Source organism: Pseudomonas sp. MPB26 (genome assembly GCF_046605355.1).
Classification (GTDB): Bacteria; Pseudomonadota; Gammaproteobacteria; order Pseudomonadales; family Pseudomonadaceae; genus Aquipseudomonas; species Aquipseudomonas cedrina.
Genome location: NZ_CP176793.1, coordinates 2,180,354 through 2,200,935, shown reverse-complemented (window position 1 = coordinate 2,200,935; position 20,582 = coordinate 2,180,354). Strand labels below are relative to the sequence as shown.

22 protein-coding genes are annotated in these 20,582 nt (G+C 61.4%); 12 read left to right on the top strand and 10 right to left on the bottom strand.

Features of this window, described 5'->3' with window-relative positions; translation table 11 throughout:
* The first annotated feature begins 214 nt into the window (after window positions 1-214).
* Window positions 215-1,609, top strand: coding sequence for an argininosuccinate lyase (gene argH / locus ACLH0H_RS10075; protein ID WP_411381891.1), 1,395 nt, complete (start codon window positions 215-217; stop codon window positions 1,607-1,609).
* Window positions 1,610-1,704: 95 nt separating this feature from the next.
* Here argH and ACLH0H_RS10070 read toward each other — a convergent pair whose 3' ends face one another.
* Window positions 1,705-2,364, bottom strand: coding sequence for a glutathione S-transferase family protein (locus ACLH0H_RS10070; RefSeq protein WP_411381890.1), 660 nt, complete (start codon window positions 2,362-2,364; stop codon window positions 1,705-1,707).
* A gap of 126 nt (window positions 2,365-2,490) precedes the next feature.
* Between ACLH0H_RS10070 and ACLH0H_RS10065 the strand changes: the two genes are divergently transcribed.
* From ACLH0H_RS10065 to ACLH0H_RS10055, 3 genes are all read left to right on the top strand, one after another.
* Window positions 2,491-2,775 carry a hypothetical protein gene (locus ACLH0H_RS10065; RefSeq protein WP_411381889.1) on the top strand — a complete coding sequence of 95 codons (285 nt, stop codon included), beginning with the start codon at window positions 2,491-2,493 and terminating at the stop codon, window positions 2,773-2,775.
* Window positions 2,776-2,870: 95 nt separating this feature from the next.
* Complete coding sequence (locus ACLH0H_RS10060) at window positions 2,871-3,125, top strand: TIGR02647 family protein (protein WP_003195403.1); 255 nt, start codon at window positions 2,871-2,873, stop codon at window positions 3,123-3,125.
* 167 nt (window positions 3,126-3,292) lie between these two features.
* Window positions 3,293-6,133: a class I adenylate cyclase gene (locus ACLH0H_RS10055; RefSeq protein ID WP_411381888.1), complete on the top strand. Its 2,841-nt coding sequence runs from the start codon at window positions 3,293-3,295 to the stop codon at window positions 6,131-6,133.
* Here the strand turns inward: ACLH0H_RS10055 and rnk are convergent.
* The 3 genes from rnk to cyaY form a co-directional block, all read right to left on the bottom strand.
* Window positions 6,128-6,541, bottom strand: a complete 414-nt coding sequence (gene rnk, locus ACLH0H_RS10050) for a nucleoside diphosphate kinase regulator (RefSeq protein ID WP_076952006.1) — start codon at window positions 6,539-6,541, stop codon at window positions 6,128-6,130. The two genes, ACLH0H_RS10055 and rnk, sit on opposite strands and share 6 nt — an antisense overlap.
* Window positions 6,542-6,672: 131 nt before the next feature.
* Entirely contained in the window at window positions 6,673-6,891 is a 219-nt protein-coding gene (locus ACLH0H_RS10045) for a DUF1289 domain-containing protein (RefSeq protein ID WP_076952267.1), read from the bottom strand.
* Window positions 6,892-6,893: 2 nt separating this feature from the next.
* Complete coding sequence (gene cyaY / locus ACLH0H_RS10040) at window positions 6,894-7,226, bottom strand: iron donor protein CyaY (protein WP_411381887.1); 333 nt, start codon at window positions 7,224-7,226, stop codon at window positions 6,894-6,896.
* 239 nt (window positions 7,227-7,465) lie between these two features.
* Between cyaY and lptM the strand changes: the two genes are divergently transcribed.
* The 6 genes from lptM to ACLH0H_RS10010 are packed head-to-tail and all read left to right on the top strand — an operon-like array spanning window position 7,466 to window position 12,057.
* Entirely contained in the window at window positions 7,466-7,636 is a 171-nt protein-coding gene (gene lptM / locus ACLH0H_RS10035; RefSeq protein ID WP_010207449.1) for an LPS translocon maturation chaperone LptM, read from the top strand.
* A 9-nt stretch (window positions 7,637-7,645) separates the two neighbouring features.
* On the top strand, window positions 7,646-8,893 hold the full coding sequence (gene lysA, locus ACLH0H_RS10030) for a diaminopimelate decarboxylase (protein WP_411381886.1): 1,248 nt from the start codon (window positions 7,646-7,648) through the stop codon (window positions 8,891-8,893).
* Between the two features lie 3 nt (window positions 8,894-8,896).
* Entirely contained in the window at window positions 8,897-9,727 is an 831-nt protein-coding gene (gene dapF / locus ACLH0H_RS10025) for a diaminopimelate epimerase (protein WP_411381885.1), read from the top strand.
* A 13-nt stretch (window positions 9,728-9,740) separates the two neighbouring features.
* Window positions 9,741-10,457, top strand: coding sequence for a DUF484 family protein (locus tag ACLH0H_RS10020; RefSeq protein WP_186686414.1), 717 nt, complete (start codon window positions 9,741-9,743; stop codon window positions 10,455-10,457).
* A gap of 2 nt (window positions 10,458-10,459) precedes the next feature.
* Window positions 10,460-11,359, top strand: a complete 900-nt coding sequence (gene xerC / locus ACLH0H_RS10015) for a tyrosine recombinase XerC (protein ID WP_411381884.1) — start codon at window positions 10,460-10,462, stop codon at window positions 11,357-11,359.
* Window positions 11,356-12,057: an HAD family hydrolase gene (locus tag ACLH0H_RS10010; RefSeq protein ID WP_411381883.1), complete on the top strand. Its 702-nt coding sequence runs from the start codon at window positions 11,356-11,358 to the stop codon at window positions 12,055-12,057. The genes xerC and ACLH0H_RS10010 overlap by 4 nt, the downstream gene beginning before the upstream one ends.
* A 180-nt stretch (window positions 12,058-12,237) precedes the next feature.
* On the opposite strand, the gene sutA is transcribed toward ACLH0H_RS10010, so the two are convergent.
* The 4 genes from sutA to glnK form a co-directional block, all read right to left on the bottom strand.
* On the bottom strand, window positions 12,238-12,567 hold the full coding sequence (sutA, locus tag ACLH0H_RS10005) for a transcriptional regulator SutA (RefSeq protein ID WP_411381882.1): 330 nt from the start codon (window positions 12,565-12,567) through the stop codon (window positions 12,238-12,240).
* 102 nt (window positions 12,568-12,669) lie between these two features.
* Window positions 12,670-13,095, bottom strand: a complete 426-nt coding sequence (locus ACLH0H_RS10000) for a secondary thiamine-phosphate synthase enzyme YjbQ (protein WP_017845176.1) — start codon at window positions 13,093-13,095, stop codon at window positions 12,670-12,672.
* A gap of 209 nt (window positions 13,096-13,304) precedes the next feature.
* Entirely contained in the window at window positions 13,305-14,642 is a 1,338-nt protein-coding gene (locus ACLH0H_RS09995) for an ammonium transporter (protein ID WP_411381881.1), read from the bottom strand.
* 34 nt (window positions 14,643-14,676) lie between these two features.
* Complete coding sequence (glnK, locus tag ACLH0H_RS09990) at window positions 14,677-15,015, bottom strand: P-II family nitrogen regulator (RefSeq protein WP_002555808.1); 339 nt, start codon at window positions 15,013-15,015, stop codon at window positions 14,677-14,679.
* A gap of 423 nt (window positions 15,016-15,438) precedes the next feature.
* Here glnK and ACLH0H_RS09985 point away from each other — a divergent pair, with 423 nt between their 5' ends.
* Together ACLH0H_RS09985 and ACLH0H_RS09980 are read left to right on the top strand one after the other, a co-directional pair.
* On the top strand, window positions 15,439-15,702 hold the full coding sequence (locus tag ACLH0H_RS09985) for an accessory factor UbiK family protein (RefSeq protein ID WP_186686408.1): 264 nt from the start codon (window positions 15,439-15,441) through the stop codon (window positions 15,700-15,702).
* 154 nt (window positions 15,703-15,856) lie between these two features.
* On the top strand, window positions 15,857-17,353 hold the full coding sequence (locus tag ACLH0H_RS09980) for a YifB family Mg chelatase-like AAA ATPase (RefSeq protein WP_411381880.1): 1,497 nt from the start codon (window positions 15,857-15,859) through the stop codon (window positions 17,351-17,353).
* 152 nt (window positions 17,354-17,505) lie between these two features.
* On the opposite strand, the gene ACLH0H_RS09975 is transcribed toward ACLH0H_RS09980, so the two are convergent.
* On the bottom strand, window positions 17,506-19,482 hold the full coding sequence (locus ACLH0H_RS09975) for a methyl-accepting chemotaxis protein (protein WP_411381879.1): 1,977 nt from the start codon (window positions 19,480-19,482) through the stop codon (window positions 17,506-17,508).
* 158 nt (window positions 19,483-19,640) lie between these two features.
* A complete protein-coding gene (locus ACLH0H_RS09970) occupies window positions 19,641-20,579 on the bottom strand; it encodes a LysR substrate-binding domain-containing protein (RefSeq protein ID WP_411381878.1) in 939 nt (312 codons plus the stop codon).
* Window positions 20,580-20,582 lie beyond the last annotated feature (3 nt).

Sequence of the window (20,582 nt, the reverse complement as noted above, 5' to 3'; positions counted from 1 at the left end):
AGACGCTCATCGAGACGACATTGCTCAATCGATAAATATGGTTTCAAAAGCACCTGCGCCCAGTCTCGTCCTGGACGCGGTCGGCGGCAAGGCACTTAGCCATCCTTTGCGCAAATAAAATGCCGACAACCCACAGCACCGCCTCAACAGGCAACCCTGTTATTATCGCCGGCACACTTTCCTGTCTCTTATTAAGCAGATCACGAGCGAATCCATGAGCACCGACAAGACCAACCAGTCCTGGGGCGGCCGCTTCAGTGAACCCGTCGACGCCTTCGTCGCCCGCTTCACCGCCTCCGTCACCTTCGACCAGCGCCTGTACCGCCACGACATCATGGGCTCCATCGCCCACGCGACGATGCTGGCCAAGGTCGGCGTGTTGACCGACGCCGAGCGTGACAGCATCATCGACGGCCTGACCACTATCCGTGGCGAGATCGAAGCCGGCACCTTCGACTGGCGCGTCGACCTGGAAGACGTGCACATGAACATCGAAGCCCGCCTCACCGACCGCATCGGTGTGACCGGCAAGAAACTGCACACCGGCCGTAGCCGTAACGACCAGGTGGCCACCGATATCCGCCTGTGGCTGCGTGACGAAATCGACCTGATCCTGGCCGAAATCACTCGCCTGCAAAAAGGCCTGCTGGAACAGGCCGAGCGTGAGTCGGACACCATCATGCCTGGCTTCACTCACCTGCAGACCGCGCAGCCTGTGACGTTCGGCCACCATCTGCTGGCCTGGTTCGAAATGCTCAGCCGCGACTACGAGCGCCTGCTGGACTGCCGCAAGCGCGCCAACCGCATGCCGCTGGGCAGCGCCGCGCTGGCCGGCACCACCTACCCGATCGACCGCGAATACACTGCGCAACTGTTGGGCTTTGACGCCGTCGGGGGCAACTCTCTGGACGGTGTGTCGGACCGTGACTTCGCCATCGAATTCTGCGCCGCCGCCAGTATCGCGATGATGCACCTGTCGCGCTTCTCGGAGGAATTGGTGCTGTGGACCAGCGCGCAGTTCCAGTTCATCGACTTGCCGGACCGTTTCTGCACGGGCAGCTCGATCATGCCGCAAAAGAAAAACCCCGACGTGCCTGAACTGGTACGTGGCAAGAGCGGCCGTGTATTCGGCGCGCTGATGGGTCTGCTGACCTTGATGAAAGGCCAGCCGCTGGCCTACAACAAGGACAACCAGGAAGACAAGGAGCCGCTGTTCGACGCCGCCGACACCCTGCGCGACTCGCTGCGTGCGTTTGCCGACATGATCCCGGCGATCAAACCCAAACACGCGATCATGCGTGAAGCGGCGCTGCGTGGGTTCTCTACCGCGACAGATCTGGCGGACTATCTCGTGCGCCGTGGCCTGCCGTTCCGCGACTGCCACGAAATCGTCGGTCATGCCGTGAAGTATGGCGTGGACACCGGCAAGGACCTGGCGGAGATGAGCCTGGAAGAACTGCGCAGGTTCAGCGACCAGATCGAGCAAGATGTGTTTGCGGTGTTAACGCTGGAAGGTTCGGTGAACGCCCGTAACCATATTGGCGGCACTGCGCCGGCGCAGGTGAAGGCTGCCGTGGTGCGTGGCCAAGCGCTGCTCGCCAGCCGCTAAAAGCTTCGCGAGCAAGCCCGCTCCCACATTTGGAATGCATTTTAAAATGTGGGAGCGGGCTTGCTCGCGAAGGCGTCATCACAGACACCCAAATCCTATTTCCTGGCGGCAATCTTCGCCATAAAACCCGGCATCGCCGCCAGCCTGTCCGCTTCCACCTTCTGCGCATTGGGCATCTCATTCAGACGCTCAAGCAACGCCTTGGCCTTTGGCAACTCATCCAGCAGATCCAGCCCAAACAGCTTCTCGCCCACCCCCAGGGCCAGGTTCAGGCTGTACATGAAATACAGATCGGCAAGGGTGAAGCTGTCCCCCGCCACGTAAGGCGCGAACGTGCCGTGCCTTCCCAGCGAACCGATCCCCAGCAGTAACTCCGCCCTGGATTTCTCCTTGATCGCCTCCGGCACCGTCATGCCAAAAAACGCTTCGGCGAAGCACGCACGCGCAGGCAATTCGATGTACAGCTCGATCTCCCTGCACAACGCCAACACCTGAGCACGCTCGAACGGCTCGGCGGGCAGCAGCGCGGGCCCTTGCTGGGTCTGCTCGATATACTCGAGGATCACACTGGTTTCGTTGATGAATCCCTGCTCGACGCCCAGCACCGGCACCTTGCCACGCGGGCTTACAGCCAGCGCTTCGGGCGTTTGCCCGGCATAAAAAGGCACTTCTTCGAACGGCAGTCCTTTCTCCAGCAGCGCCAGTTTCACCATGTTGTAGTAGTTACTGACCGAAAATCCGTAGAGCTTGAGCATCGCAAAGCCTCCAGGCCGTGTGCGGGGTTGGCTGCAAGCGTTATAGATGCCCTGGCGCGTCCTGACCAGCAGCATCACCTGCCTGAATGGCGGTAGACTGATGCCCTTTTCCTTGAGGAGCCTGTCATGAGCGAGCCTACCGATATCGACAACGACGAAGAAGAATTCACCGAAAGCACGCTGGTCCAGGCCATCGAGAACCAGATCGAAAGCGACAACCCGCCGGCGGCCAAGGCCACGTTCAACAAGCTGACGCTGGTGGGCTACGAGCGCGAAGAGATATTGAACCTGATGGCCCACGTGCTGGCCTTCGAGATCGACGCGATGCTGGAAGACGACCGGGCGTTTGATACCCAATGGTATGAAACCGCGCTGCGAGCACTGCCGGAGCTGCCGCCCGAAAAGGAATAATCCAGCCGCGCTGCAACACGCTGGACAGTTCGGCAAAGTGCGTTCACCTTATGGCCTGCTAGCCTCTAATAAATTTTAGAAAGTCTGGAGTCCTTATGTCGTATACCCCTGAGTTGGTTGCCGAACTGGAAATCCTTGTACTCTTCCCCTTGGACAGCACCAAGGAAGGTCTGAAAGTCCACCAGACCGCCGCGCCCACTGCTATCGCCGCTGCCAAACGCCTCCACGCGAAAGGATTGATCGACCAGCCGGACGGAGGCTACCTGACCAGCCTTGGCCGGGACGCTGCAGAGCAAGCCCAAACCTTGCTGACTATCTTGACCACCGCCTCGACCAAAGAAGCCGCCTGACACCTGATACGCCCATGGAGTCCGCCCTGTGCGGATTCCGAGGGCTTTGCCGTGCAGCAGCGAAAATTCTGACGTCTAAATCCATTTCCCGCTAAAACTCCTACGCTACTGGCTGTAAACTCCTACACGGCCGCCCACGTCGGGCCCTGCGAGCCACCGAGTTCGACATGACCCGCACCCATGAAATCCGCCCCGACCTGGACGAAGGCATCGACCGCAAGGTGCTGGCCCAATTGCGCGCGCGTTTCATGGCTCTCAACGAAGGGCGCATGGCCCGGGCGATCGAAGGGCTGACGCCGCGCCAGCAAAGCGTGCTGACCCTGCTGCCGCTGTTCTTCCACGTCAACCATCCATTGCTGCCCGGTTATGTGTCGGGCAGTACACCAGCCGGCCTGTCGAATTTCGAACCCGACACCCAGGCCCTGGCCGAAGCCCAGCGCCTGACCCGCTCGTTCTCCTACAAGCCACGCCGCGGCAATCCGCCAACGCCCATCCACGGCCTGTTCTTGATGGGCAGCCTTGGCACATTGGCCCAGGCCGACCAGAGCGATATGGACGTCTGGGTCTGCCACGCCGCCGACCTGAGCGAGAATGAACTGGCCGAGCTGCGCAAGAAATGCCAGTTGCTGGAAGCCTGGGCGCTGAGCATGGGCGCCGAGGCGCACTTCTTCCTCATCGAACCGACACGCTTCGTGCTCGGCGAGCGCGACACCCAACTCAGTTCGGATGACTGCGGAACCACCCAGCATTACCTGCTGCTGGACGAGTTCTACCGCACCGCCATCTGGCTGGCCGGGCGTACGCCGATCTGGTGGCTGGTGCCCGTGTATGAGGAAACCCGCTATGCCGAGTTCACCCACACGCTGATCAGCAAGCGCTTTATCCGCGCCGATGAAACCCTCGACCTTGGTCATCTGGCGCACATTCCCCCCGGCGAATTCATCGGCGCCGGGCTGTGGCAACTGTTCAAAGGCATCGAGTCGCCCTACAAGTCGGTGCTCAAACTGCTGCTGACCGAGGTCTACGCCAGCGAACACCCGCATGTGCAGTGCCTGAGCCTGCGCTTCAAGCGGGCGGTGTTTGCCAACCAGATGGACCTGGACGAGCTGGACCCGTACATCGTGGTGTACCGCCGCATCGAGGAGTACCTCAAGGCCCGCAACGAGCCCGAACGCCTGGAGCTGGTGCGTCGTGCGCTGTACCTGAAGGTCAACCGCAAGCTCAGCGCCGGCCAGCGCACCACCAGTTGGCAACGGCTGTTACTGGAGCGCCTGGCCCATGAGTGGGGCTGGGACCAGCGTCAGCTAGCGCTGCTGGACAGTCGCAGCCAATGGAAAGTGCGCCAGGTCGCCTCGGAGCGCCGGGCGCTGGTCAATGAGCTCAATTACAGCTACCGCTTCCTGACCCAGTTCGCGCGCACCGAGCAAACCGTCAGCCTGATCAACAAGCGCGACCTCAACGTGCTGGGCCGGCGCCTGTACGCCGCCTTCGAACGCAAGGCCGGCAAAGTCGAGTTCATCAACCCCGGCATCGCCCCGGATTTGGCCGAAGACACCCTGACGCTGGTTCAGTCGCCCAATCGCAAGGAGCCGGGCCAGCACCACTGGGGCCTGTACAACGGCAACCTCACCGCCCTGGAATGGGAACATTTTGCGCCGATCAAGCGCAGCCGCGACCTGCTGGAAATGCTCACCTGGTGCCATCGCAACGGCGTGATCGACAGCAGCACCCGCCTGGCGCTGCATCCGGGCACCAGCGACATGACCGAATTCGAGCTGTTCAACCTGCTGGGCAGCCTGCAACAGACCGTCGCCCTGCCCTTGGCCAGCGTTGATGAGGAGCGCCTGCTGCGTTCGGCGGTGCCCGAAGCGGTATTGCTGCTGATCAATGTCGGCGTCGACCCGCTCAAGCATCACCGCGACCTGAATATCCTGATGACCACCGAGCGCACGGACTCGCTGAGTTATGCCGGCGTGCGCGACAACCTTGTACTCACGTTGGACCAAGTCACGCTCAACAGTTGGAACGAGGTGATGGTCAACCGCTATGACGGCCCCCACGCCTTGCTCGACTGCCTGCGCGATTACCTCAACCAGTTGCCGCCGGATCACTTGCCACGGCTGCGGGTGCGCTGTTTCTGTCACAACCGTGCGCAGTTCATCGCGCAGCGCGTGGAAGAAATCTTCGACACAGCGCAGAACCTGCTACTGGGTCAGTCCAACCATCGCTACCTGTTGCAGGTGCAACAGCACTATCACGTGATGGAATTGATGCCGGGCCAGGCCACCCATGTGTCGCTGCCGACCCAGGATGCACTGATCGCCTACCTCAGCGAAGAACTGGCCAGCTACAGCCCATTGCACCTGGATGCCATGGCCCTGGAAGATCACGATCTGGCGTTGCTGCTGCCGATGGGCTTGGCCGATTGCGTGCAGGTGTTCTATCGGGTCAACGAAGGTTTCGCCGAGTTGTATGTGTTGGATGAATTCAACGCGCTCTGGCAGCAACGTGTGCCATTCCATGATGAACAGAGCCTGTTGGCGCCTCTGCAGCGCTTTCTGCAATCGATCATCTATCGCCGGGAGGCGCTGTCGCCGCTGGACTCGCAGCAACCGCTAGGCGCAGTGCAAACCCTGTTTTACCAGCTATTGCCGTCGGGCAGTGGCCGCGCTCGCAGCATCGAACCGCGCCCGGTGCCGATGAACCCGGCGAACAGACCGTTTTATGACGTGCAGGCGATTATCGGCAAGGCAGCGCCTGGCCAGGTGGGCATTACCCTGTATTGCGATCAGCGCGAATTTTCCGAACTGGAATTTGCCGACCAACTGTTTGCAGTGGTCGCCCGGGAAATCGTCGGGCAACGCCGGGAAACCGAACGTTACCGCTGCTACATCACCGACCTGGACCTGTCCGGGCTGATCGGTGATGTACAGAGCCCGAGCAACCTGTACCTGCGTTACAAGGCCGAACTGGAGCTGTCGCTGAACGAGGCGTTGAGCCAGTTATAGAGGGAAAGCGCCGCCATCCTTAGGCTGGCCTTCGACGCTGAGCAGTTCCAGCTTGAGGGTCTTGCCGCCGGGTGCTGGCCAGTCGATGTGCTGGCCCACTTGCAGGCCGAGCAGCGCACTGCCCACCGGCGCCAGAATCGAAATCTTGCCTTCGTCGGCGTTGGCGTCCTTGGGGTAAACCAGGGTCAGGTGGTAATCCTTGCCGCTGCCTTGCTCACGGCAATGCACGCTGGAGTTCATGGTCACGACACTTGCAGGCACTTCATCGTGGCCAACCACTTCTTCGGCGCGGTCGAGTTCGTGTTGCAACGCTTCGACGCCGGGAAACTCGTCGCCCAGGCGGTCGATCAGTTGCTCCAGACGCTGCACGTCAAGACGGGTGAGGATGATGGACGGTGCGGTGGTCATGATTCAGGCAGACTCCTTTTTTCTGCACAAAAAAGCAAAACCCCGCCAGGAAAAGGCGGGGTTCTCACGGGCCTCGATGAGTTGAGGCGTATCCGGACACTACCACAGCGTCACAAATAAACAAGACGACCTCAGGCGTGGGCCCGGCGCTGCTGGGCCTGGGCACAGATCACGCGGCGCCGCTCATCGTCGGCAGAGCGCCATTCGCGGATATCTTCCACATGGCGGAAGCAGCCGAGACAGACTTTCTGCTCATCCAGGCGACACAAACTGATACAAGGTGACGGCACCGCCGGGCTTACGTTACTGAACAGCGGCTTGGGCGGGCGTACGGGTGCAGGCTGGGTCACGGTCAAATCTCGTCGAAGTCCAGCTCTTCGCCGGTATATTCCTGAACCAGGCGCGCAAGCATCTCGCCCAGCAGCTCTTCACTCTTGTCGCACTGCCATTTGCCGCTTTCTTCGTCGTAATCGAAGTGCACGCCACCGGAGCGCGCCGCCAGCCACAGCTGACGCAATGGCTCCTGGCGACTGAAGATCAGTTGCTGGCCACTTTCGAACTTGACGGTCAGCACGCCGGCCGAGCTTTCCAGGTCCACGTCCAGGCCGCTGTCGTCGAAAATATCTTCCAGCGCCTGCTGGGTCGCATCCACCAGGTCGTGAAAACGGGCTTCGGTCAAACTCATTAGTGGCAACCTCAAAAGTGTCTGGTTTTGCTCAAGCGCCGCACGATACGGACGAGCCCCGCCGATTGCAAAGGATACCGATTTCAACACGATTGACGGTGTGAAATATCCTCAAGCAGCGTAGCCCGCTTCTCGGCTATCTCGGCAAACCCCCGCCGGACGGGTATTCCAGCGCATAGGCAAGCTGCCGGGTGGTCGGTATACTCGGGCGCAATTAATGCATATTCAAGGATTTCGCCATGAAGCGCCTGATCTCTTCCCTTGCTGCGCTCGTCGCGGTCGCTTGCCTCGTTAGTGCCTGTGGTCAAAAAGGCCCGTTGTACCTGCCCGATGACAGCAAAGACCCGAATGAGCAGGCGCAATCGTCGCAAAAGCCGTCAAAAGCGCATAAGCACGATACCTACGAATAAGGGAACTCCATGGACGCTTTTAACTACCGGGACGGCGAGCTGTTCGCGGAAGGCGTGGCGTTGTCCGCGATTGCCGAGCGCTTCGGCACCCCGACCTATGTGTATTCCCGTGCACATATCGAAGCCCAATACCGTTCCTTCACCGACCCATTGGAAGGCGTGCCGCACCTGGTGTGCTACGCGGTCAAGGCCAACTCCAACCTGGGTGTACTGAATGTACTGGCGCGCCTGGGCGCCGGTTTCGACATCGTGTCCCGTGGCGAGCTGGAACGTGTACTGGCTGCCGGCGGCAAGGCTGACAAGATCGTTTTCTCCGGCGTCGGCAAGAGCCGCGATGACATGCGCCGCGCCCTTGAAGTGGGCGTGCATTGCTTCAACGTCGAGTCCACCGACGAGCTGGAGCGCTTGCAGGTCGTGGCCGCCGAGATGGGCGTTCGCGCGCCGATCTCGCTGCGCGTCAACCCGGACGTCGATGCTGGCACCCACCCATACATTTCCACAGGCCTTAAAGAAAACAAGTTCGGCATTGCCATTGCCGACGCCGAAGACGTGTACATCCGTGCCGCGCAGTTGCCGAACCTTGAAGTACTGGGCGTCGACTGCCATATCGGCTCGCAACTGACCAGCCTGCCGCCCTTCCTCGATGCGCTCGACCGCCTGCTGGCGCTGACCGACCGCCTCGGCGAGTGTGGCATCTACCTGCAGCACATCGACCTGGGTGGCGGTGTGGGTGTGCAGTATCGCGACGAAGAACCGCCGCTGATCGCCGATTACATCCGGGCCGTGCGCGAGCGTACCGAGGGCCGTGGCCTGGCGCTGATGTTCGAGCCGGGTCGCTATATCGTCGCCAACGCCGGCGTACTGCTGACCCAGGTCGAGTACCTCAAGCACACCGAATACAAGGATTTCGCCATCGTCGATGCGGCGATGAACGACCTGATTCGCCCGGCGCTGTACCAGGCCTGGATGAACGTCACCGCCGTGACGCCTCGCGACAGCGAAGCGCGCGTCTATGACATCGTCGGCCCGATCTGCGAGACCGGCGACTTCCTGGCCAAGGAGCGTCAGTTGGCCCTGGAAGAAGGTGACCTGCTGGCCGTGCATTCGGCCGGTGCCTATGGGTTTGTCATGAGTTCCAACTACAACACCCGCGGACGTGCCGCGGAGGTGCTGGTGGACGGTGATCAAGCGATTGAAGTGCGTCGCCGCGAGACGGTAGCCGAGTTGTATGCTGGCGAAAGCCTGCTGCCGGAGTAAGCCATGCTGCTGCGTTTTACCAAGATGCACGGGCTGGGCAATGATTTCATGGTCCTCGACCTGGTCAGCCAGCACGCGCACATCCTGCCCAAACACGCTAAACAGTGGGGCGACCGTCATACCGGCATCGGTTTCGACCAATTGCTGCTGGTGGAAGCACCGACCAACCCGGAGGTGGATTTCCGTTACCGGATCTTCAACTCCGACGGCTCCGAAGTGGAACAGTGCGGCAACGGTGCGCGCTGCTTCGCACGCTTTGTGCTGGACAAGCGCCTGACCGCCAAACGGCAGATTCGCGTCGAGACCAAGGGCGGCGTGATCGAACTGGACATCCGCAGTGACGGCCAGATCAGCGTCAACATGGGCGCGCCACGCCTGGTGCCGGCGGACATTCCGTTCCAGGCGCCCGAGCAGGCCCTCAGTTATTCGCTGGAAGTGGACGGCAACACCTTGGATATCGCCGCAGTGTCCATGGGCAACCCTCATGCGGTGTTGCGGGTCCATGACATCAACAATGCGCCCGTGCATGAACTGGGGCCGAAGATCGAACACCACCCGCGCTTCCCCGCGCGGGTCAATGTGGGCTTCCTGCAGGTGATCGACCGTTCCCGCGCGCAATTGCGCGTGTGGGAACGCGGCGCCGGCGAAACCCAGGCCTGCGGTACCGGTGCCTGCGCCGCTGCAGTGGCCGCGATCAGCCAGGGATGGATGGATTCGCCGCTGCTGATCGACCTGCCCGGCGGACGCTTGTCCATCGAATGGGCAGGCCCTGGCCACCCGGTAATGATGACCGGGCCGGCCTCGCGCGTATACGAAGGACAGGTCCGTCTATGAGTGAGTCAAGCCAATGACCGATAAGCCTCAAGTACCCGCACACGCCAACCCGAGCGATAGCCTGGAGGCCGCTGCCGTCGCGGCGTACCTTGAGGCTAATCCGGACTTCTTCGTCGAACACGAAGAGTTGCTGGCGGCCCTGCGCATTCCGCACCAGCGCGGCGACACCGTGTCGCTGGTGGAGCGGCAGATGAAGATCCTGCGCGAGCGCAATATCGAGATGCGCCACAAGCTCTCGCACCTGATGGATGTCGCCCGCGACAACGACCGCCTGTTCGACAAGACGCGCCGACTGATCCTGACCCTGATGGACGCCAGCAGCCTGGAAGAGACGGTCATCGCCGTGGAAGACAGCCTGCGTCAGGATTTCCAGGTGCCCTTTGTCAGCCTGATCCTGTTCAGCGACAACCCGATGCCGGTGGGTCGCTGGGTCAGCGGCAGCGACGCGCAGACTGCCATCGGTGGTTTGCTGTCCGAGGGCAAGACCATCAGCGGCACTTTGCGCGAGCATGAACTGGACTTCCTGTTTGGCGCCGAGCAGCGCCAGCAGATCGGCTCAACCGCCGTGGTCGCCCTCAGCCATCAGGGCCTGCATGGCGTGCTGGCCATCGCCAGCCGCGATCCCGCGCACTACAAGAGCTCGGTGGGCACATTGTTCCTGACCTACATCGCCGAAGTACTCGGCCGCGTATTGCCGCGCTTCACCACTGCCCTGCGCGCGGTGCGCTAATGATGGAACGGCAACTGGACGCTTACTGCGCTCACCTGCGCAACGAGCGCCAGGTGTCGCCCCATACCCTGGAAGCCTACCGCCGGGACTTGAACAAGGTCATGGCGTTCTGCGAGAAACATCAGATCAACAGCTGGAAGGCCCTGGATATCCAGAGCCTGCGCAGCCTGGTCGCGCGCCTGCACCAGGCCGGCCAGTCTTCGCGCAGCCTGTCGCGCCTGCTCTCGGCGGTACGTGGGCTCTATCATTACCTGAACCGTGAAGGCTTGTGCGATCACGACCCGGCCAATGGCCTGTCGCCGCCCAAGGGCGAGCGGCGCCTGCCCAAGACCCTGGATACCGACCGCGCTCTGCAATTGCTGGATGGCGCCGTCGAGGATGACTTCCTGGCCCATCGTGACCAGGCGATTCTGGAACTGTTCTATTCTTCGGGCCTGCGCCTGTCGGAGCTGACCGGCCTGAACCTGGACCAACTGGACCTGGCGGACGGCCTGGTGCAAGTGCTCGGCAAAGGCAGCAAGACCCGCGTCCTGCCGGTTGGCCGCAAGGCGCAGGAGGCCTTGCAGCGCTGGCTACCGCTGCGATTGCTGACCAACCCGGCGGATGACGCGGTATTTGTCAGCCAGCAAGGCCGGCGCCTGGGGCCACGGGCGATTCAGATGCGCGTCAAGGCGGCCGGCGAGCGCGAATTGGGGCAAAACCTGCACCCGCACATGCTGCGACATTCGTTTGCCAGCCATTTGCTGGAGTCGTCCCAGGACTTGCGCGCGGTGCAGGAGTTGCTGGGCCACTCCGACATCAAGACCACACAGATCTACACCCACCTGGATTTCCAACACCTGGCAACGGTGTACGACAGTGCCCATCCACGGGCCAAACGCATCAAGGGCGGCGACTCATGAGTATCAAGCTGATCACCTTCGACCTGGACGACACACTCTGGGACAACGTACCCGTCATCATCAGCGCCGAAGCGTCGATGCGCGAATGGCTGGCAGTCCACGCTACCAAGGTGGGCGACCTGCCTCTGGAACATTTCGCCAGCTTGCGTCAGCAGGTGCTGGAGCGTCATCCCGAGCTGAAGCACCGCATCAGCCTGCTGCGTCACCGGGTGTTGATGCATGCGTTTGAAGAGGCCGGTTATCCACAGCCTGAAGCCACGCAAATGGCGGATGTGTGCTACGAAGCGTTCATTCATGCGCGGCATCAACTCACTGTATTTCCTGAAGCCGAGCCGATGTTGAAGGCCCTGCGCCAGCACTTTTTGCTGGGGGTGATCACCAATGGCAATGCCGATGTGCAGCGCGTGGGCCTGGCGGACTATTTCCACTTTGCCCTGCGTGCCGAAGATATCGGCATCGCCAAGCCGGATGCGCGATTGTTTCAGGAGGCATTGCAACGCGGCGGGGTGGACGCCGGTGCCGCGGTGCATGTGGGGGACCATCCCGGGGATGACATTGCCGGGGCGCAGCAGGCCGGGCTGCGGGCGGTGTGGTTCAACCCGACGGGCAAGGCGTGGGGAGGGGATAAAGACCCAGATGCGCAGATTCGTAGCCTCACTGAGTTGCCGCCATTACTGAGTAGCTGGAATCAACGCTGACCCCCTGTGGGGGCTGGCTTGCCTGCGATTACGGATTATCCGCTAGCCCTGTGTTGTCTGGGCCACCGCTATCGCAGGCAAGCCAGCTCCCACAGGAATTGTGGCAGGCGTGGAGTTTTGCACCAGGCATGAAAAAGCCCGCAGCGACGGCGGGCCTTTTCGGCAAGCGGGAGGCAAACCTTAAATAGGTCGGCTGCCGTACTTGTTGTCCGGTTTCTTCGGTGGATCCGCAACCACATTGGGCTCGACTTCGACCACTTTGCCGCCTTTGGCGAGGAATTCTTCCATCGCACGGGCCAGGGCATCGCGCTCTTTGTTCTTGGCCTCAACGCTGGGCAGTTCGTCTACCGAAACAGCAGCCTTGGCCTTGCCTTTGGCTTTGGGAGCCGCATCATCGCCAACACTGTCATCAAGGTCTTCAGCAACGTCATCAGCCGCCACTTCAAGACTTTCTTCAGTATCCTCTTCGTCACCTTCAAGGTCGTCGTTTTCCAGATCATCGTCGCTCATGTTCTACCTCATGACTTGCGAAAAGCAGATTAGTTATAGCCCAGCTTCACCCTCTGTCGAGGCTGCCGGAAAAAAATCAACATCCACAGGATTCCCAGTGGCTTATGCCCCATCACCGTGCAAGGTGGCGAGGACTTTACGGGCACCGCCATGATCGCGGTGCTCGCCCAGATAAACACCTTGCCAGGTCCCCATCGCCAAGCGGCCGGCCTTGACCGGCAAACTCAGCTGGCAGCCCAGGAGACTGGCCTTGAAGTGCGCCGGCAGATCATCCGGACCTTCGTCGTTGTGTTCGAACCCTGCACGCCCTTGCGGCACCAGCGAGTTGAAAAAACGCTCGAAGTCACGGCGAACCGCCGGGTCGGCGTTCTCGTTGATCGTCAACGAGGCCGAGGTGTGCTGCAGCCATAGATGCAACAGACCCACGCGACACGCCTTTAATTCAGGCAGGCCGGCCAGCAACTCATCGGTCACCAGGTGAAAGCCCCGAGGCTTGGCCCGCAGGGTAATCAGGGTCTGTTGCCACATACAGTTCTCCGCCCATCGGCGCGCATTCTAGCGCGCTCTGGGAAAAAACAAAGTGCCGAATACGCCTACATGCCTGTAAGACATTCGCACCCTTGAAAGTGCCGTATGCATCCCATCACAAATGCGGCGCAAAACCGGCACGGATTGTTATGACTGACAAACGCCAGGCAAAAAAATGCCCGGCAAGCCGGGCATTTTTTTTCGCGTACTTACAAGTTGTAGCCGCGTTCGTTGTGTTGCGCCAGGTCGAGGCCGACAGCCTCTTCCTCTTCGGTTACCCGCAGACCCATGACCATGTCCAGCACCTTGAGGATGACGTAGGTCACGATCGCCGTGTAGATCACGGTGAAGCCCACGCCCTTGCACTGGATCCAGACCTGTGCAGCGACATCTGTCACGGTGCCGAAGCCGCCCAATGCAGGCGCTGCGAACACACCAGTGAGAATCGCACCGACGATACCGCCGATACCGTGCACACCGAATGCATCCAGGGAGTCGTCGTAGCCCAGCTTGCGCTTGAGGCTGGTCGCGCAGAAGAAGCAGATCACACCGGCGACCAAACCGATCACCAGGGCGCCCATCGGGCCCACGGTGCCAGCGGCTGGGGTAACGGCAACCAGTCCGGCCACCACGCCCGAGGCGATACCCAGTGCGCTTGGTTTGCCGTGGGTGATCCACTCGGCGAACATCCAGCCCAGCGCTGCGGCAGCGGTGGCAATCTGGGTGACGAGCATCGCCATGCCGGCAGTGCCGTTGGCCGCGGCGGCGGATCCGGCGTTGAAGCCGAACCAGCCGATCCACAACATAGCCGCACCGATCAGGGTGTAACCGAGGTTGTGCGGCGCCATTGGGGTGGTCGGGAAGCCTTTACGCTTGCCAAGCACGATGCACGCCACCAGACCGGCCACACCAGCGTTGATGTGCACCACGGTGCCGCCAGCGAAATCCAGCACGCCCCAGTCCCACAGCAGGCCGCCATTACCGCTCCACACCATGTGCGCAATAGGCGCATAAACCAGGGTGAACCAGATAGCCATGAAGATCAGCATCGCGGAGAACTTCATGCGTTCGGCGAACGCACCGACAATGAGTGCCGGAGTGATGATGGCGAAGGTCATCTGGAAGGTGATGAACACCGCTTCCGGGAACAGCGCCGCAGGCCCGGTGATGCTGGCCGGGGTAACGCCCGCCAGGAACGCCTTGCCCATGCCGCCGAAAAAGGAATTGAAGTTGACCACACCCTGTTCCATACCGGTGGTATCGAACGCGATGCTGTAGCCGTAGACAACCCACAGGATGCTGATCAAGCCAGTGATGGCAAAACATTGCATCATCACCGACAGAATATTCTTGGAGCGAACCATGCCGCCGTAGAACAGCGCCAGGCCGGGGATGGTCATGAACAGCACCAAAGCGGTGGCGGTCAGCATCCACGCGGTGTCGCCGGAATTGAGGACTGGAGCAGCCACTTCGTCTGCCGCCATGGCCAGGCTTGGCATTACGATGGACAACAGGGCTCCGAGCCCTGCGAATTTACGCAGAGTCATATTGTTTTCTCCTGGGGCGTTGGGGTTTGGCGGCTTAGATTGCGTCGGTATCGGTTTCGCCGGTACGGATGCGAATAGCCTGTTCCAGATTGACCACGAAGATCTTGCCGTCACCAATCTTGCCGGTGTTGGCGGCCTTGGTTATCGCCTCGATAACCCGGTCAAGATCCTTGTCGTCAATGGCGACATCAATCTTCACCTTCGGCAGGAAATCGACCACGTATTCCGCGCCGCGGTACAGCTCGGTATGACCCTTCTGCCGACCGAAGCCCTTGACCTCAGTAACGGTAATGCCCTGCACGCCGATCTCGGACAACGACTCGCGTACATCGTCCAACTTGAACGGCTTGATGATGGCAGTGACTAGCTTCATGAAAACTCTCTCCCGAATTGGTGGACTTGCCCCAGGAAAACAAACCCGTCTCAAGTCTAAGCGCAGTGCCTGGCTTTGTAACGCATCGTCGCCTCGGCATTTGCCTTTGCGACGCCAGCGAACCACTGGTGACGAAACCTGTACCCCCTGATCCATCGGCGCACTGCATTCGTCACAGCGACTGCATCAGTGCATGGGTCATGATCGTCTAAGCAGAAACCTTGCCAGCTCCGTAAAAATCACTGAAATCAGTCCTTTGCCCACTTATGCCCACCCTCGGGGCGTTCCGGCGGCGCTAATGCGCACAAAAACAGTGCGACGGCGCCCGGCACCCTGCGCGAAAACCGTGCGCTCGCCACCGTGAAAAGACTATAGACGCTGCGTGATACACTGCTCGCCAACAGTTATTCCGGAATATTTCCCATGCTCGCGCCCAAAGACCTCCTCGACGCCCTGAGCGGCCACGCCTCTCGCTTGTTCAGCGGTGAAACCCAATTGCCTCGCAATGAAATCGAAAGCCAGTTCAAGGCGCTGCTGCAAAGCGGCTTCAGCAAACTCGACCTGGTGAGCCGCGAAGAGTTTGATAGCCAGATGGTGGTGCTTGCGCGCACCCGTGCACGGTTGGAGAGCCTGGAGGCGAAAGTGGCCGAACTGGAAGCCAGGCTCACACCCACTATTACTGAATAATCGCGTTCAATGTGGGAGCTGGCTTGCCTGCTCCCACACGGGCCCTGCGCACCCTCACGGATACGTTCTGTAAAACCTCCCCCGCCGCGCTTTCCCCCACCTCGTCTACCCTTGAAAAACCGCAGGAAGCGGCCTCCCCTTTCAAGGAACGAGCATGTCCCTCGCCATCGTCCACAGCCGCGCCCAGATCGGCGTCGAAGCCCCCGCCGTCACCGTCGAAGTGCACATGGCCAATGGTTTGCCATCCCTGACACTCGTGGGCCTGCCGGAAACGGCGGTCAAGGAAAGCAAGGACCGCGTGCGCAGCGCCATCCTCAACTCGGCCCTGCAATACCCGGCCCGCCGCATCACGCTCAACCTCGCGCCCGCCGACCTGCCCAAGGACGGCGGGCGTTTTGATTTGGCGATTGCCCTCGGGATCCTGGCGGCCAGCGTCCAGGTGCCGGCGTTGATGCTTGATGATGTGGAATGCCTGGGTGAGTTGGCGCTGTCCGGCGAGGTGCGGGCGGTCAAGGGTGTGTTGCCTGCCGCGCTGGCGGCGCGCAAGGCCGGGCGCACCGTGATAGTGCCTCGGGCGAATGCCGAGGAAGCGTGCCTGGCGTCGGGGTTGAAGGTGATTGCCGTGGATCACTTGCTGCAGGTCGTGGCACACCTCAACGGGCATTTACCGATTGAGCCCTACAAGTCCGATGGCTTGCTGTACCTGAATAAACCTTACCCGGATCTGAATGAGGTTCAGGGCCAACTGGCGGCCGAGCGCGCATTACTGATCGCCGCGGCGGGGGCGCATAACCTGTTGTTCAGCGGGCCGCCCGGCACCGGCAAGACCTTGCTCGCCAGCCGGCTGCCCGGCCTGCTGCCACCGTTGAGTGAGCAGGAAGCCCTGGAAGTCGCCGCGATACAGTCAGTGGTCAGTCTTGCGCCGCTGAGCCATTGGCCGCACCGGCCGTTTCGCCAGCCACACCACTCGGCATCAGGGCCGGCGCTGGTGGGCGGTGGATCAAAGCCGCAACCGGGGGAAATTACCCTGGCCCATCACGGCGTACTGTTCCTGGATGAATTGCCGGAGTTTGATCGCAAGGTGTTGGAAGTGCTGCGCGAGCCTTTGGAATCGGGGCATATCGTGATTTCCCGCGCCCGTGATCGCGTGAGCTTTCCGGCACGCTTCCAACTGGTGGCCGCCATGAACCCCTGCCCTTGCGGCTACCTGGGCGAACCCAGCGGGCGTTGTCGCTGCACACCGGAGCAGATTCAGCGCTATCGCAACAAACTGTCCGGACCGTTGATGGATCGTATCGACCTGCATCTGACCGTCGCACGGGAAGCCACTGCGTTGAATCCAGCCCAACAGGCTGGCGATAACACGGCAAAGGCGGCGGCAGAGGTGGCCAAGGCCCGGGAACGCCAGGAACGACGCCAGGGTTGTGCGAATGCCTTCCTTGATCTGCCCGGGCTGCGCAAGCACTGCAAGCTGGCAAAGGTGGATGAAGGCTGGCTCGAGACCGCCTGCGAGCGACTGACGTTGTCGTTGCGCGCGGCTCATCGCCTGCTCAAGGTGGCGCGTACCCTGGCGGATCTGGATCAGGTGGATGCCATCACCCGAGACCATCTCAAGGAGGCTTTGCAATACCGCCCGGCGGCGATCACTTGAGATATAGGCGGAACGATTTGTGTGGGAGCTGGCTTGCCTGCGATAGCATCACCTCGGTGTGTCTGACGAACCGAGGCGCCTGCATCGCGGGCAAGCCCGGCTCCCACATAAATCCACACACAGCTGATCTGCGGTGTCTCCTGGGTCAGGCTTCAGCGGAAGCGGTCTACTTCATGCCGCAATCCCGCCGCCAGCGTTTCAAGCTCCTTGGCCGTAATCGCCAGGTTCGACACCACCTCACGCTGTTCGCTGTTGGCCAGCGCAATGCTCTGCAGATTGCTGCTGAGCAAGGTCGCGGTACTGCTCTGTTCCTGGGTGGCGGTGGTGATCGCAGCGAATTGCTCACCGGCCGAGCGGCTTTGCTCGTCGATGCGCGCCAGCGCCGAAGCGACATCGGCATTGCGCGACAGGCCTTCCTGCATCAGCGCGTTACCCTGCTCCATGGTGCTGATGGCGTTGCCGGTTTCCTGCTGGATACTCTGGATCATCCCGGAAATTTCATCAGTGGCCTGGCGTGTGCGCGAGGCCAGGTTGCGCACTTCGTCAGCGACCACGGCAAAACCACGCCCCTGCTCACCCGCCCGCGCGGCTTCGATGGCCGCATTGAGCGCCAGCAGGTTGGTCTGTTCGGCAATCGACGTGATCACCCCGACGATGCCGCCGATTTCCTGGGAGCGTTGGCCCAGGGTATTGATCACCGCAGCGGTGCTGTTCAGGGCGGCGGCGATGTGTTCCAGGGACGACGAGGCCTCTTGCATCGAGTTACGCCCGATGCGGGTTTGCTGGGCGTTCTCCTGAGCCAGACGCTCGGTGGCGCCCATGTTGTCGGCGATGTTCAGCGAGGTGGCGCTGAACTCTTCCACCGCGCCGGCCATGCTGGTGATTTCGCCGGACTGCTGCTCCATGCCCTCATAGGCGCCGCCGGACAAGCCGGACAACGCCTGGGCGCGGCTGTTGACCTGTTCGGCCGCCGTGCGAATGTGCGAGACCATGGTCGACAACGCTTCACCCATCTGGTTGAAACTGCGCGCCAGTTGGCCGATTTCGTCATGGCTGGACACGTTCAGGCGTGCGCTCAAGTCACCCGCGCCCAAGGCTTCGGCCTGGCGCACCAGATCGCTCAGCGGTGCCAGCTTGCTGCGCAGCAGCCACACCGTGGCGCCGACCGCCAGCAGCATCGCCAGCACGCTGCCGACCACCAGGCGAAGGCCGACATCCCAGGTCACCGAACGAATCTCGGCCTTGGGCATGCTGGCTACCACGGCCCAGGGCCCGCCTTCGAAAGGGACCGAGACGCTATAAAAGTCTTCGCTTTTGTCGGCCCAGAAGCGGCCCACACTCGGGGTCTTGGCCAAGTCCAGCATCACTGGGACCGCCTGGTCAGGCGTTTGCACGCCGGCGGGCGGCACCAGCCAGCGTTTTTGTTCATCCAGCAACGCGAGAGAACCGGTCTGGCCGATCCTGAAACGCTTGAGGTTTTCGAACTGCGTGTTCTGGGCGTCGGTGTAGTCGAAGCCGATGAACAGCACCGCAATCACTTTGCCGCTGGCGTCGCGCACCGGGCTGTATTGAGTCATGTAGGAGCGGTCGAACAACACTGCGCGACCGATGTAGGTCTGCCCGCTGGAAACACGCGGATACGCCGGCCCATTGCGATCGAGCACCGTGCCGATGGCGCGATTGCCATCCTGCTTGGTCAGTGAGGTGCTGACGCGAATGAAGTCGTCGCCGCTGCGCACGAATACCGTGGCCACGCCGCCGGACATCTGCTTGAACTCGTCGACCTTATCGAAGTTGTTATTCAGGACCTCGCTGCCCAAGTACAGGCTCGGCGTCTGTACACCGGCGACCGCGACTTGCTGGTCCGCCCGCACGCTCAAACCGGCGCTGAAGCGCTTCTCAAACAGCCCTGTCAGACGCTCGGTGCTCTCACGCAGCGTACTGTGGAACGTATTGAGCTGGTCAGCGAGCAGCCGCGCCTCGCTGGCCAAGTGTTCCTCACGGGTAGCGAGGTTGGCGGCGTCCAGCGAACGCAGGGCAAAAACGGTGCTGCCACCAATGGCGACAGCCAGGATCACGGCGAGCGCGATACCTAATTGAGAGGCGATCCGAGCGCGAGGTTGAGACATGACAGCTCCTGGCCGAGGCCAGGATCATCCTGATCTCATCGCTACTCGGCAAAATATCTAATGGGGAATCGTTGGTGCACGACTGTTCCAACACACCTTCTTCGGCGGGCAGAGACAATACTTGAGCGCGTCACAGGGATATCTCGCAAACGATTGCATCACGGTATTGCCCGCAGCTGATTGAGGCGTTCCACCTGGGGCAAATCCATGGCGTTGACTTCCGCCTGAAGAAACTCCGCCAGCCGCCGCAAACGCTCGCCACCGGGGCGGGTTTTCGGCCAGACCAGGTAGTAGCTTTCGCCACTGGCCACGGCGGTTGGCCATGGCAGGCTGAGCCGGCCCTGGGCCACGTCTTCGGCCACCATCAGCAAATCACCCATGGACACGCCGTAGCCTCGGGCGGCGGCGATCATGCCGAGCTCAAGGGTATCGAATACCTGGCCACCCTTGAGCGACACCTGAGACGACAGCCCCATGCGCTCCAGCCAATTGCGCCAATCGCGACGGTCGGGCGTGGGGTGCAGCAATTCGGCAGTGGCCAGGCGGGCCGCGTCCCAGGGGCCATCCTCCAACAGGTTCGGCGCGCCCACGGGAATCAGCAATTCCGGGAACAGATAACAAGCCTCCCAGTCCGCCGGAAAATGCCCGAAGCTCAACAGCACCGCACAATCGAAGGGCTCCTGGTTGAAGTCCACTTCGTCAATGCTCATCCAGGCACTGGTCAATTGCACCTCATTGCCCGGCTGCAAGGCCCGGAAGCGACTGAGCCGCGCCAATAGCCAGCGCATGGTCAAGGTCGACGGCGCCTTCATGCGCAGGATGTCATCTCCTGCGTTCAGAGTATGGCAGGCGCGCTCCAGTGCGGCGAAGCCTTCGCGCACGCCCGGCAACAACAGGCGCGCCGCTTCAGTGAGCTGCAAGGTCCGACCACTGCGCTGGAACAGGCGGCAAGCGAAGTGCTCCTCCAGCGTGCGGACATGTCGGCTCACTGCACTTTGCGTAATGGACAGCTCCTCGGCCGCGCGGGTAAAGGAGTTGTGCCGAGAAGCGGCTTCGAAGGCACGCAAGGCATAAAGCGGAGGAAGACGACGCGACATATG